At 57.3% G+C, this 13,236-nt stretch carries 13 protein-coding genes; 7 read left to right on the top strand and 6 right to left on the bottom strand.

The genetic code is table 11. From position 1 onward, the window contains the following. Window positions 1-43 precede the first annotated feature (43 nt). From PHC90_08580 to gpmA, 5 genes are all read left to right on the top strand, one after another. Window positions 44-415, top strand: a complete 372-nt coding sequence (locus tag PHC90_08580) for a hypothetical protein (GenBank protein MDD3846403.1) — start codon at window positions 44-46, stop codon at window positions 413-415. 36 nt (window positions 416-451) lie between these two features. Beyond that, window positions 452-1,633 (top strand): YjgN family protein, encoded by a 1,182-nt coding sequence (locus tag PHC90_08575; protein MDD3846402.1) that lies wholly within the window; start codon window positions 452-454, stop codon window positions 1,631-1,633. Beyond that, window positions 1,630-2,679, top strand: a complete 1,050-nt coding sequence (locus PHC90_08570) for a M48 family metallopeptidase (GenBank protein MDD3846401.1) — start codon at window positions 1,630-1,632, stop codon at window positions 2,677-2,679. The genes PHC90_08575 and PHC90_08570 overlap by 4 nt, the downstream gene beginning before the upstream one ends. Window positions 2,680-2,760: 81 nt before the next feature. Further along, window positions 2,761-3,657 carry a TraB/GumN family protein gene (locus PHC90_08565; GenBank protein ID MDD3846400.1) on the top strand — a complete coding sequence of 299 codons (897 nt, stop codon included), beginning with the start codon at window positions 2,761-2,763 and terminating at the stop codon, window positions 3,655-3,657. A gap of 22 nt (window positions 3,658-3,679) precedes the next feature. Continuing rightward, the gene (gene gpmA / locus PHC90_08560; protein ID MDD3846399.1) at window positions 3,680-4,366 is read left to right on the top strand and encodes a 2,3-diphosphoglycerate-dependent phosphoglycerate mutase; all 687 of its coding nucleotides are present in this window, start codon (window positions 3,680-3,682) and stop codon (window positions 4,364-4,366) included. Between the two features lie 35 nt (window positions 4,367-4,401). Here gpmA and PHC90_08555 read toward each other — a convergent pair whose 3' ends face one another. Continuing rightward, the gene (locus PHC90_08555) at window positions 4,402-5,358 is read right to left on the bottom strand and encodes an MBL fold metallo-hydrolase (protein MDD3846398.1); all 957 of its coding nucleotides are present in this window, start codon (window positions 5,356-5,358) and stop codon (window positions 4,402-4,404) included. Window positions 5,359-5,563: 205 nt separating this feature from the next. On the opposite strand from PHC90_08555, the gene PHC90_08550 reads away from it, so the two are divergent. Beyond that, window positions 5,564-6,295 (top strand): alpha/beta hydrolase, encoded by a 732-nt coding sequence (locus PHC90_08550; GenBank protein MDD3846397.1) that lies wholly within the window; start codon window positions 5,564-5,566, stop codon window positions 6,293-6,295. 125 nt (window positions 6,296-6,420) lie between these two features. Here PHC90_08550 and PHC90_08545 read toward each other — a convergent pair whose 3' ends face one another. The 3 genes from PHC90_08545 to PHC90_08535 form a co-directional block, all read right to left on the bottom strand. Then, on the bottom strand, window positions 6,421-7,701 hold the full coding sequence (locus PHC90_08545) for a hypothetical protein (GenBank protein MDD3846396.1): 1,281 nt from the start codon (window positions 7,699-7,701) through the stop codon (window positions 6,421-6,423). Between the two features lie 419 nt (window positions 7,702-8,120). After that, window positions 8,121-8,312, bottom strand: coding sequence for a hypothetical protein (locus tag PHC90_08540; GenBank protein MDD3846395.1), 192 nt, complete (start codon window positions 8,310-8,312; stop codon window positions 8,121-8,123). 97 nt (window positions 8,313-8,409) lie between these two features. Then, a complete protein-coding gene (locus PHC90_08535; GenBank protein MDD3846394.1) occupies window positions 8,410-8,991 on the bottom strand; it encodes a hypothetical protein in 582 nt (193 codons plus the stop codon). A gap of 232 nt (window positions 8,992-9,223) precedes the next feature. Here PHC90_08535 and PHC90_08530 point away from each other — a divergent pair, with 232 nt between their 5' ends. Beyond that, the gene (locus PHC90_08530; protein ID MDD3846393.1) at window positions 9,224-10,366 is read left to right on the top strand and encodes an acyl-CoA dehydrogenase family protein; all 1,143 of its coding nucleotides are present in this window, start codon (window positions 9,224-9,226) and stop codon (window positions 10,364-10,366) included. Window positions 10,367-10,375: 9 nt separating this feature from the next. Here the strand turns inward: PHC90_08530 and PHC90_08525 are convergent, their stop codons facing one another. Both PHC90_08525 and PHC90_08520 read right to left on the bottom strand, forming a co-directional pair. Further along, window positions 10,376-12,232: an ATP-binding cassette domain-containing protein gene (locus PHC90_08525; protein MDD3846392.1), complete on the bottom strand. Its 1,857-nt coding sequence runs from the start codon at window positions 12,230-12,232 to the stop codon at window positions 10,376-10,378. 99 nt (window positions 12,233-12,331) lie between these two features. Next, window positions 12,332-13,159 (bottom strand): sulfite exporter TauE/SafE family protein, encoded by an 828-nt coding sequence (locus PHC90_08520; protein MDD3846391.1) that lies wholly within the window; start codon window positions 13,157-13,159, stop codon window positions 12,332-12,334. Between the last annotated feature and the right edge of the window lie 77 nt (window positions 13,160-13,236).

The raw sequence follows: 13,236 nt of genomic DNA, 5'->3' as shown, positions 1-13,236 counted from the left end.
CAGTCTTTACATTACCCGGGCCTTCTGCTAAGTTTTGTGGGTCATGGGCAAGAAAGGGGCGGGGACGGCTCGCCAGAAGGACAGGGCAGGATATGACGACAGGAAGCGGCTCAGGAGGTTCGTCTTTCTCTGGGCGCCTGTTATCCTGATAGTTCTCATCGTTCTCTATGCGGCGGCCCTTGACCCGTCTAAACCGACAGGGAGGACGATGGAAGCAAGCATCATCGGAAAGGATGTTGTGTCCGGCGGACACCCCGCGTCGAGCACGTACAAGGTCAAGGTGGACAACGGCGACGAGGCGGTGGTCTTCATCCCCGAAAAACAGGCACCCCCATCGTACGCCCGCATCGTCCTCCAGGAATACTCAACCACCCTTTTCAAAAAGAAAACCTACAAGTATCTCAAGACGAAGTAGACGGTTTCAGATTTCAGGTAGGGAGGGTCTGAAGGATTGGGCTGGATAGTATGCAACAGATGCGATTACCCGATGGAGGATACATCGTCGATCGGCAGGCCCCTGTACTGCCTGAAATGCGGGGCCCCTTTGATGGTCACCGCGGACACCGCGGCGGCTCGCCTCAGTGGGACTCCGGCGGCCGTGGAAAGGTATGCCTTCCAATTCACCGCCACGGCGGGAGAGTATTTCAGGATCTGGATCGTAAATCTCTTTCTCACCGTCGTCACCCTGGGGGTATACGCCGCCTGGGCGAAGGTGCGAAACCGACGGTACATCTGGGCCAGTACCAACCTCGACGGGCACCCCTTCACCTTTCATGGCAATCCCTCGGCCATCCTGAGAGGAAACATGATCATAGCCGCCATGTTCGTCGCCTACATCGGGATGAAACGGTTCGAACCTGCTTTTGCAGGCATCCTCTTCCTTGTTTTCACCGCCGTCTTTCCCTTTCTTGTCTACAAATCGCTTCGCTTCAACGCGCACAACACCTCATACAGGAACATCCGCTTTCACTTCCGCGGGGGCCTCGGGGAAAGCTTCGAGACGTACCTTCTCTTTGCCGGCATCGTTCCCTTCACTCTCTTCATCTTCTTCCCGGCCTGGCAATTCTATAAAAAAAGGTTCTTCTTCAACAACCTGGCATACGGCACGACGGCGAGCGCCTTCTCGGGGCGCAAGGGACCCTTCTACAGGGCCTACTTCCTCGCATCCGTTCTCGGGGTTGCCGTCTTTATTGCGCTGAGCTCCCTTGCCGCCTACGGCGTCCACCGGCTCTCGACGGGATCCCCGGGTGGGTGGGGGCCGCTGTCCTTCCTCTATTCCGTTTTCTTTACCTACCTCCTGGCGGCGACCATTTTCTACGTCCTCCAGGCCATCGTCTACTCTATGACGATGAACCACTGCTGGGCCAGGACTCGGCTGGGAGAGGTTCAATTCGCAAGTACCCTGAAGGCCCGCAGGCTTCTCTTCATACGGATCACCAACATGGCGGCCATCTTCTGCTCATTGGGACTTCTCATCCCCTGGGCAAAGATACGCCGCACCCGGTACATTCTGGAACATCTCACCGTCGTCACTGCCCGGGGCCTCGATGATTTTGCCGACCTGGCCGCCTCGGACACAACCGCCGTCGGCGATGCGGCGACGGATTTCGTGGGTATAGAGATAGGTCTATGAGACACTTCGACGCCCATTTTTTCGACGGAAAAACATCCCTTGCCCGGCCCGTCACCGTCAATTTCGACGGGGTCACGCTTGTTCCTGGCAACGAGATGGAAAGCGGCGGCATGAGGGTGCCCATCAGGGATTGTTCCATCGACCCGGCTCTTGGAAGGACTAAACGGTCCATCCGCCTGCCCGGGGGCGCGCTATTGCAGACGCACGATCACGAAGCGGTGAGGATACTCGAGCGCAGCCTGGGCACAAATCGTTCCTGGAATTTGGTCCATTTCCTCGAGTCCCATTGGAAGACGGTGGTCTTCTGCATGGCATGCCTTGTGGTTGTCCTCTTCGCGCTCGTCTATTACGCCATTCCCCGCGTGTCGAGCCGGGTCGCCCTCGCCATCCCGCCGGAGGTCACCGCCTCCGCGAGCAGGAACACCCTCAAGATGTTCGACGCTCGTCTCCTGAAACCCACCGGATTGACCGCCTCGCGGCAGGCTGAGATATCGGGCATCTTCAGGAACGTCGCCCACCGTGTCGATCCCGACGGTGCGGCAGGCTACAGCCTGGAATTCCGCACGGGGAGAAAGATCGGCGCCAACGCCTTTGCGCTCCCCTCCGGTGTGGTCATCGTCACCGACGAGCTCATTTCCCTGTCCGAAAGTGATGACGAGCTTGCCTCCATCTTCGCACACGAGGTCGCCCATGTGAAAGGCCGCCATGCTATGCGAAGTATCCTGCAAAGCACGGGCATTGTCTTCCTCATCTCCCTCCTTACCGGGGATATCACATCGATAACCAGTTTCGCCGCCTTCCTTCCCACCCTGCTCATCGAAAACGGCTATTCACGTGAATTCGAGAGGGAAGCCGACCGCGCGGCCGGGTCCTTTCTCCTTGCCGGCGGCAAGGGAACCGCCCCTTTCCGGAAGATGCTGGAAAAGCTCGATGCCAGCCAGCCCAGCGCACTCAAACTCGGCGTTTTCTCCACCCACCCCGAGACCGAAGGGCGCGTCAAATACCTCAGGACACTGGAAGAGGCGTCAGGGAGCGGGCCGAAATAGTATCAAGGCTTCATGCATCCTTTGTAAGGCGGCGGCCATTCTGGTATAATGGTCGGGCATCCCGACCTGCGTGAGGACATAATGAAAACAACTCTCCGTCGATCCCTGCCCGTTATTCTCATCCTCTTTTTTTGCCTTCTTGCCGCACCGGCCCTCTCCGGAGCCCAAGGGCAAAGGCATTTTCTCTGGCGGGCCACGACGGACACCGCGACGGTCTACCTTCTCGGTTCCGTTCACTTCATGAAGAAAGAGGCCTATCCCTTAAGCCCGGTCATTGAAGCCGCCTTCACGAGGTCCGACACAATAGCCGTCGAGGCCGACATCAATGACATAGGAGAAGGGACCTTCTCAAAACTTCGCTCCACAGGCTTCTATGGCACCGATGACTCCATCGCCAACCACGTGTCTCGCGAAACATACACCTATATCACTGCCGAGGCCGCACGGCTGGGATTCCCCGTGGCGGCCCTCAACCGGCAGAGGCCGTGGTTCCTCGCGATGACGATGTCTTCGATAGAGCTGATGCGGGCTGGTTACAACCCCCATTACGGCATCGACAAGTACTTTCTGACAAGGGCGGCGGGCCGTAAGAAGATAGTGGAGCTGGAAAGTCTCGACTACCAGATCGACCTTCTGGCGGGACTCCCCGACACCGAACAGGAATCCTTTCTTCTCTATGCCCTGAAAGACCTTGGTTCCCTCGTGCGGCAGGCCGACATCCTGATGACCGCCTGGAGAACGGGCGACAGCGCGCGGATCGCCGCGATCCTTGAGAGATCGGTGGGCAACGACAAAGACCGACAGGCCGTCTATCGCAAGATCATGACCGAACGGAACAGAAACATGGCAAAGAAGATCGCCCTTCACCTCGCGTCACCGGGGACCGTCTTCGTGGTAGTGGGCGCGGGACACCTCGTAGGCGACACGGGGATAGTGGAGCTTCTGAGAAAGGAAGGGTTCACGGTGGAGCAACTATAATAATGATAAAGGAGCTGCATTTATGACACGGATAGTTTTACTGCGGCACGGAGAGAGTCAATGGAACCTGGAAAACAGATTCACGGGCTGGACCGACATCGATCTCTCCGACAAGGGGACCGAGGAGGCGCGGCAGGCCGGACGCTTATTGAGAGAGGCCGGGTTCGTCTTCGACATAGCCTTCACATCGGTGCTGACAAGGGCCATAAGGACCCTCTGGGTCGTCCTTGAGGAACTTGACCGAATGTGGATACCCGAGCGCAAATCCTGGAGACTCAACGAACGCCACTACGGAGCCCTGCAGGGCCTGAACAAGGCGGAGACCGCCGTTCAGTACGGCGAAGAGCAGGTCCGCCTGTGGCGCCGCAGCTACGATGTTCCACCCCCGCCGCTGGAGCGAAAAGACAAGCGCTTTTGCGGCAATGACCCCCGGTACGACGCCCTCGCCCCCGAAGAGCTGCCCGTTTCCGAAAGCTTGAAAGACACGGCTGCACGGGTCATCCCCTACTGGGAAGGGACCATCGTCCCCGTTCTTGCACGGGGCGCCAGAATCATCGTTTCCGCGCATGGCAACAGCCTGCGTTCCCTCGTCAAACATCTCGACAACGTGCCCGACGAGGACATCCCCGCGCTGGAGATACCCACAGGCAAACCCCTCGTCTACGAGTTCTCAGAGAACCTGAAACCCACAAGACACTACTACCTGTGAGAAACCGTTTCAGGAAGAAAAGACCGTTCCGGGTTTCAGACCTCTATCTCCATCCCGTCGTACGCCAGGTCTACGGTCATGCTGCTTTCGGGGTCGTAGATCTCGAGGTAGCGCCTGGTGCCATCGAGGAAAGCCTCGAGGGCCATGTCATCGACGGTGGGTTCACTGTGAAAGAGGCACAGACGTTTGACCCCTGCCCTCACGCCCAGTTCGACGGCGACCATGTTGTTCGAATGGCCCCAGTTCTCCTTCACGGAAAGGGCGTCGAGCAAGGGATACTGGGCGTCGATGATGAGGACGTCGGCGCCGCGGAAGAAATCTACGAACCGGTAATCGTCCTCCGATACCTCTTCAAAGTGCTCACAGTCGGTGGAATAGACAACACTCTTACCCTGGAGCTGAAAACGATACCCGTATGAATCACCGGGATGGTTCTGCGATATCGGTTGCACACAAAAACCGGCAATATCGTACTGCCTGCCCGGCTCAAGTCTGTGAAAGCGGATATCGGCCTTGAAGGGAAGGCGGATGTTGGCAAGCTTGTGCTGGTACAGAAAGGCCCTCTTCATATAAGGATGGCACCCGTGGACGACGATCCTGTTGCCTTCGGCATAGCTCTGCATGAAGAAAGGAAAACCCTGGATATGGTCCCAGTGGAGATGGGAGATGAAGATATTGAAGATGCGCGGCCTGACGTCAGCGCCGTCCGTGCCGGTTGCCCAAAGGTTGCGGGAGAGGTCTCTGATCCCCGTCCCGGCATCGCAGATCACATGCTCCGTTCCGCCCGTTATCTCAACACATGATGTGTTCGCGCCATAGAAACCCGCCACGGAGAAGGGCAGTTCTTTCTCCACAAATTCACGGATATCATCGTCACGGGATAATGTCCTCCCCCGTGACCTTTTCAAGGCCTCGAATATCTTCTGCCCCAGGTTCAACGTATTCGCTGCCGCGGGCAGCGACCCCCGCGCCCCCCAGAAGAACACTTTCACCAGAAACCCACCTCCGGGATATCTTCATTTCACCACATGTGGCGAGATATGAATACAATAGTTGGAGCAATGCCAGGATTACAAGGAAAATCTGCGGGGCAACCCGCGGCATGGGTCCGGGAACCCCGCGGCCTGCGGCCCCGTCATCGGGCACGCTTGGAATTCCCCTTCCAATCCCCTATAATGTTTGCTACAGGAGACAATCATGAACGTAGAGACATACGGAAACGGCATTCCCATTGTTTTCATCCATGGCGCGGGAGGTTCGACCCTGTCATGGCTTGCGCAGAAGGCACATTTCGAGAAGCTGAACAGGGTGGTCCTCGTTGACCTTCCGGGTCACGGCAGGTCCGGCGGCGATTCGTCAGCCTCCATAGAGGCCTGCGCGGAGGCGGTGGCAGGCGCTCTTGAAGACTCTGCCTGCGGCCCGGCATATATAGCCGGTCATTCCATGGGCGGCGCCATTGCGATGCGCCTCGCCCTGTCCCATCCAGAGGTCGTGAAAGGACTCATCCTCATCGGGACGGGCGCAAGGCTCAAGGTCTATCCAGAGATACTCGAAGGCATCCTCAGGGACAAGGGGGGAACGGCACGGACGATCCTCGACACGGCTTTCTCCGACACGGTGCCCGCGGCACTCAAGGACAAGGTCTTCGCGGAGTATATGAAGAACGACGCCCGGACCATCTTCAACGACTTCACCGCCTGCGACGGGTTCAATGTCATGGGCGACATCGGGGCGATCACGGTCCCGACCCTTGTCGTCTGCGGCATGGCCGACCGTTTCACACCCCCCGGGTACTCGCGCTATCTCGCCGAGAACATAGCCGGGGCACATCTCGAACTTATTCAGAACACCGGCCACATGGCAATGATCGAAAAGCCGGCCGCGGTAAATGAAGCAATCGAAAGATTCATGAACCAGGCAGGAAAGTAGAGCACAGACGAAAACAAGACCCATGACGCGTCCAGCGGGTGCAGTCTTTTTTCAATCGACTCCAGGGCAGGTCCCAGGAGCAGGTTGTCGAGGAGATACTCAACGCCGTCCCCGTTCCCGCACTTTCAGGGCGGGCAAAGTCTGCCGTCGATGGTTCTGCCAGGGACCCCGATCTTTGACCCGTCGTAACAGCCTGTCTGCCTGTTTAGCTTTCCCCTGGTCAGGCTTGCTATCGGGGCGGCATTGGCACCCTGCAGCCACAACTTCCCTGTGCCGTCCCGGCAGATCACCAACGCTCCGGTGTAGGGCGGGGGGTTCACAAACTTGTGAACCACGGTCATTCCGGGGCCGGGACAGGATTTGGGCTTGGACTGGCAACGGTTGAGTTCGTCGGCCCTGACTTTGGTCTCCGAATCGGCAACGGACTGCTGGTTTCCAAGACACCACTTGTAATGACCCTGGTAGTCGCCGGTCCACCTGGCTCCCTTGTAACCGCATTTCTTCGCGAGGTTCTGCTGGTTCTGGGAAACCGCCGTGCTCGCATATTTTTGACAAAGAGGCCCCCGGTTGGCCTGGTTGGCCTGGCACTGCCTGAGTGCGTCGGCCCGAGCCCTGGTCTCCGAATCGGCAACGGACTGCTGGTTTCCAAGGCACCATTTGTAATGGCCCTGGTAGTCGCCGGTCCATCTGGCGCCTGCATACCCGCATTTCTTGTTGAGGTTCTGCTGGTTCTGGGAAACCGCTGTACGCGCATACTGCTGGCAGAGTGGTCCGCGGTTGGCCTGGTTGGTCCGGCACTGCCTGAGTGCGTCGGCCCGAGCCCTGGTCTCCGAATCGGCCAGATTCTGTGGAGCCGTAAAACACCAGTCATAGTGCCCCTTGTAGTCGCTGGTCCACCTGGTACCCGTGAATCCGCACTTTCTCGCGAGGTTCTCCTTGTTATGGGAAACCGCCGCGTTCGCGTACTGTTGACACCGGGCCACCGGGCACATTCTGGTACTTCTCCAGCTGTTCACAGTAACGAGGGTATTATCGTAGGTCCTGCGCATCCCTGATTGGCTTACAAGCTGCCCCGAAAGTCTCGCCAGCCTTTGTGACACGGCTGTGAGGTCATCCAGCCTGCCCCTCAGGCAGTTCCCCATAGTGCATTCCGTCAGGATTTGAATAATGGCCACATCGGCCTCTTGCAGCCTTTTGTCAGCTTGCCTGCAAGCATCATAACTGGACCGTGAACAGCCTCCGAGAAACCCCTGTGCTTCCTGCAGCCACCTGTTGATATTATCAATGTTGTAGCGGGTACCCGGCACTTGCCTGCACTGCTGTGAAAAGACAGGTGACACCGCCATGATCATCAAAGATACGACGGCCGGCAAGATAACAATCAGGCATCGCTTTTTAGCGGTCATAACGATCTCCTCCCGGTCAGAAAATGTTGATCTCTATACGCTGTGGATTTTCTTAAGAAATCAGAAAACCCTCTGCTGCCGAGGATCATCCCCGATGAAGCATTTTTTTCCATTGTCCTTCCATTCGGCATGCTTTGCAAGGAAATAATCGATCAACTGTCGACAGCATCCTCCGAACTTGGTGAATCATCCGACCTCCGGAGCCCAGCCGAGAGCAGGATAAGGTCCTTTTTGTCGTGGCGGTCTATCTCGTCGGGTGGTTTTTCTCGCGAAGTGAAATAAAAATGGCGGCGGTGGATTTGTACGGAAAGATGCCCCTCACCGGGGAAAAGATGGTCTTCCTCAGGCTGAACCGGCGCAAGCCCGGCAACCCCTCTCATGCTGGCCGGCGAAGATCAGGAGCCTTACCGCGGGAAAGATCATTCCTCGTTCTTGATCCGCTCCATCATATCCTTGAAGTAAAGCTTCTTCTTCTTCAGCAGCTTTACTTCAAGCTCTTCATCCTCTGTCAGGTATGGCTTCACCTGGAGCATCTGAAGCTTTTCGTCAAGCGACTTGTGCAGGATACGGGCTTCGTTATAACGTTCCTCTTTGCTTTTCTTTTCTTCCATAGTCCTATAGTGTAAAGAGTGAAGCGTAAAGAGTAAAGAGCAATCTGTTTCAGGTTTCAGATTTCAGATTGAGAGGAAAGACTTCCGATCCTGAAGGTCATGAACGTTTCAGGCCCTGGAAAAGGGGGTTACGGGACTGTTCTATCGTATTCATCATCTCCATCACGCAGGCAGGCCGCAGGTTGTCGCGCCAGCGCGGGTAGCCTCCGCGCCAGACGTAGAGGACAAGGGCGTGGAAGCCCAGCTTGTCGAAGAGGTACCCCCCGATGTCCACGGCATGACGGCGATCGTCGCAGGTGATGGAGATGGTTCGCTTGCCGGCATAGGACTCAATTATTTCCTCGATGACACCGTGATTCTCAAAACCCTCGGGCTGCTGCCTGAACTTTTCCTCTTCAGCCGGGAAAGGGAATCGCCTGTAGACATCGCCGATAAACCCCTGGAACTCAATGCCGTGTATCGCCCCCATCAGGTTGCCGATGCGGCCCCGATCAAGGGTATACGCATCGAGGCTCACCGTTGCCGGTCCATCCTCACGGAAAGACGCCAGTTCCGATACGGCCGCCGAGAAGTCGTCGGCAAAGAAGAAGTGAACATCGAGGAGCATCATGTCAGTATCGATATTGAAAAAACCGAACGCCACCTCCCCGTGACTGAGGGAATGAAAAGCAAGGGGCATAGAACCTCCAGGGAAAAGACGGTTTCATGTTCCAGGTCCAAGTATACCATACTGTGTGTAAAGGTTCCGATCTTTCCGGACAGTGTGAAGAAGTATCCTTGATCCGCCACCGAGATTGAAAGAGCAAGAGGTCTTAACCTGAAACCATCCTTTTTCTCCTTGCAAAAGACTGGCAACCGCAGGACAATGGATGCAGTCGGCAAAACCAATCCAAAACAGGCGGTGAAGAGCGATGGACGCATATATCGGCAATGACCTGAAAGATGTTGAGAACGCGGTGAGGGAATTCTGCGCGCAGGAAATGGATCAGGACCACCTGCATGAGCTTGAGGATGAGCACCGGTACCCAAGGGAATTGTACGCGAAGATCGGTGAACTGGGGATCATAGGCGTCGGTTTCTCCGAGGACCTCGGTGGTTCGGGGTACGGGGCGCTCGGCCACGTCGTCGCCGTCACAGAACTCTGCCGGTGCCTGCCGGGCATGGGCATGGCCCTGAGCCTTGGATACATCCCGGGCTTTGTCGTCGATATGTACGGCAGCGACGAACAGCGGGAGAAATATGTCCGGCCCATGATAGAAGGGCGCTATGTCTCCGCCATAAGCGTCACCGAACCTGACAGCGGCAGCGACCTCATGAGCCTGAAGACCTCGATGGAGGACAAGGGAGACCATTACACGGTTAACGGCTCCAAGGTATTCACCACGAACGCCGGCTACGCCGATTTCTACACGCTTCTCGCAAAGGACGCGGACCGCCAGAGCATAATGATCATCGACGGCGAGCTTATCGAAAGGAACGGCCCGGGGCGGTTCGAGATAAACGACCTGGGCAGGAAGATGGGCATCAACACAACCACATCGGGCGAGCTTGTCTTCAGCGATTTCGAGATACCGAAGGAAAACGTGCTCGGTCAGCGCGGCAAGGGTCTCAGAATGGTCCTCGATGGATTCGAGCTCGGCAGGATAGTGATAGGGGCGCAGGCGTTCGGAAGCATGCTCTATGGCTACGAAAAAACCGTCGGCTACGCAAAGAAACGCAAGCAGTTCGGCCAGCCGATCATACGGTTCCAGTCCGTCGAGCACGATCTCGTGGACATGTACGTGGAGATCGAAAAATGCAGGAACCTTCTCTACAAGGCGGCCTGGCTCTACGACAACAAGGACCCGGAATCGAAGAAGTACTCTTCCCTCGTCAAACTGGCGATACCGGAGTGCGCCATCAGGGTGCTCAACAGGACCATCGACATCCTCGGAGGCTATGGTTACATGCGCGACCAGGGTCTCGAGGGGGCCCTGAGGGATGTAAGGATAACATCGATATACGAAGGCACAGGAAACATCCAGAAGAACTCGATCGCACGGATGATCTTCTAGAAAACGGTTTTATATCTCTCTGAGTCGTTCCTCGAACTCGCGGGCCAGCGCATCGTGTTCCACGGTGAGGACCTCAAGTTCATCGAATAGGCCGTCTATCTGCTGTTTTGCCTCGTGGATGGACAACGACAATTTCATGATGACCTTGCCGTCGCCCTTCTGTGAGGCCGTGACGAGGGCCTCGTTGTCGCGGGCGAGCTCTGCCTCCGCCTCGGTGATGGCGGACTCGATCTCGTTGATGCGGTTCTTCATCGGGGTCATGGCCCGGGAGCGCTCATTGATGATGTCGGCCCTGAGCCTCTTCGATTCCTTCCGGCCGGCGCTTTTGGCAGGTGCAGCGGCATCTTCACGCTCTTCACCGCCCTCACGCGCCTCATCCTCCCAGCCGACACGGGACAGGAAGTCCTCGTAGCTCCCGTCGAAGATATCGACCTTGTTGCCGTCGAAGATAATAAGCCTCTCGGCAACGGCGTCGAGTATCATCTCGCTGTGGGTCACGATCATCACGGCGCCGTCGAAATTGTTGATGGCTTCCACGAGGGAATCGATGGATTCCATGTCGAGATGGTTCGTGGGCTCGTCGAGGAGGAGAAGATTCGCGGGTTCGGCAAGGAGCTTCCCCAGGAGCACCCGGCTCCTCTCCCCGCCGGAGAGGACGCCTATCTTTTTGAGGGCCCTGTCGCCGTCAAAGAGCATGGCGCCGCAGATCCCCCTCACGGCGGTCTTGCCCCGGCCCGGCTCGACGCTCCAGATCTCGTCCTCTATGGTCAACTCCGGGTCGAGACGGTCGATGTTCATCTGCCCGAAATAGCCGAGCTTCAGGTTCTGACTGTATGTGATCGTGCCGCAGCGGGGTTTGAGCTCGCCGGCGAGGACATTGAGGAGGGTTGTCTTGCCCTTGCCGTTCTTTCCGATAATGCCGATGCGGTCGCGTTTCTTGACGGCTATCGTGAGATCCCTGATAAGCTCCGGCCCCGACGGATCGTAGGAAAAACCCACGCTGTCGGCCTCAATGAGCCACCTGCCGGGGAACGGCGCGGCGTTGAAGGAGAATTCGAGGTTCTCCAGGGTGGCAAGCTTCTCCATCTTCTCCTTCTTCTGGAGCTGACGGACCCTCGATTGAACGGACCTCGCCCGTGTCGCCTGGGCGCGGAAGCGGTTGATGAAAAGCTCTATCTCCTTGCGCTTCTTCTCTTCATTGACGCGGGTCTGCTCGTAGACCTCCTCTTCCTCGATGATCTGCTCGTAGAGTTTGTGGGTAGTGCCCGCGATCTTGCGCATCCTCATGCGGTGGATGGCCATGGTGTGCGTCGTCACGGAGTCCATGAAATCCCTCTCGTGGGTGATGAGGACCATCTCGCCCTTCCACCCCCGAAGGAACTGTGTCAGCCACCGTATGGAGACGATATCGAGATAGTTCGTCGGTTCGTCAAGAAGGAGCATCATCGGCTGTGCAATGAGGATCTTCGCAAGATTAAGACGGACCTGGAAACCGCCGCTCAGTTTCCCCGGGTCCAGGCTGAATTCGCCCTCGCTGAAACCCAGTCCGGCGAGCACCGTTTTCGCCTTGTACGTCTCGTCGCGGCCGTCCTCGTGGACGGGAAGGTTGACACAGGCCTCGGCGAGGACGGAGTGTTCACTGAAGGAGATATGCTGGGAAAGGTGGCGGATGGTATAGCCCCGGGGGATATGGATCTCTCCCGAATCGGGAGTCTCCTCCCCGAGGATCATCCTGAAGAGCGTCGTCTTCCCCGTCCCGTTGCGCCCGACGAGCCCGAGGCGCTCCCCCGGCCCGACGGTAAAACTCGCCCCATCAAAAAGTGTCTGTGTCCCGTAGGCCTTTGAAAGGTTATTGACGATAAGCATGGCAGCGCCCGTAAAGCGCTCTATATTAACCTAAAGGGGTGGCAAGTGCAAGAAACCACCGAAGGCGGTTCCAGGGCTTCGGGGCCCCCGCACCGATGTTTATTTGTGGTACCAGACTTTTACTGCGGAGATTACCAGTATCGCCGCCAGAAGGGGCAGCAGCACAGGAGTCGGAATAATACCGAGCAGACGCCCTCCCACGTATGCGCCCGCTATAGAACCCACAGCCATGATCGCCAGGAAACGTCGTTCCCTGCGGATCACGGCAAAAGCACTGTCGCGGCTGTAGCGTGTAAAACTGGTGATCATGGTCGGCAAGCTGACGGCCAGCGCTATGCTGCCGGCAAGTTTCAGGTCCACACCGAACAGCAGCATGACCGTCGGGATAAGCAATTCCCCTCCCGCAACACCCAATAATGCCGCAACCACGCCGATACCCACTCCGGCAAGGACACCAACGGATATCAATAACCACCCATGGAACAACGGTGCGCCCCCCGAACTCAAGCCATGTCCCCATAGAAGGACGGCTGCGATACCAATCAGAAGAACAGAGATAACGCGATAGAGCCCTTGAGACCTGAGCCGTATGGCCCAGCCGGCCCCCAGCCATGCGCCAGCGAGACTCCCCGACAGGAGGGTGATAATCACGTCATAGCGTTGCAGGACGCTTGCGAATGGAACAACGGCGGCTCGAAAAGGAAGGGCCGCGGCAACGACGACAAGACTCATGGCCTTATTGAGCATCACGGCCTCGAGCGCCCCAAAGCCGAAGACCCCTATAAGCAACGGAAGGCGGAACTCAGCCCCTCCCAGGCCAATGAGGCCGCCGAGAACCCCTATGACGGTCCCCCCGCTGAACACGGCAAGGGGATTGCGGCGGATGGTCTTACGTTCGTTTTTGGATTGACCCGGATTCATGGACATTTATACTCCCTTCTGCGCACTCCCGAACCTTGTTGTTTGACGCTTGCGATCTCTTACCCGCAAAACGGAATGAGCCC

It is taken from the genome of Syntrophorhabdaceae bacterium, assembly GCA_028698615.1.
GTDB lineage: Bacteria > Desulfobacterota > Syntrophorhabdia > Syntrophorhabdales > Syntrophorhabdaceae > Delta-02.
This window is presented reverse-complemented; position numbering and strand designations above follow the sequence as displayed.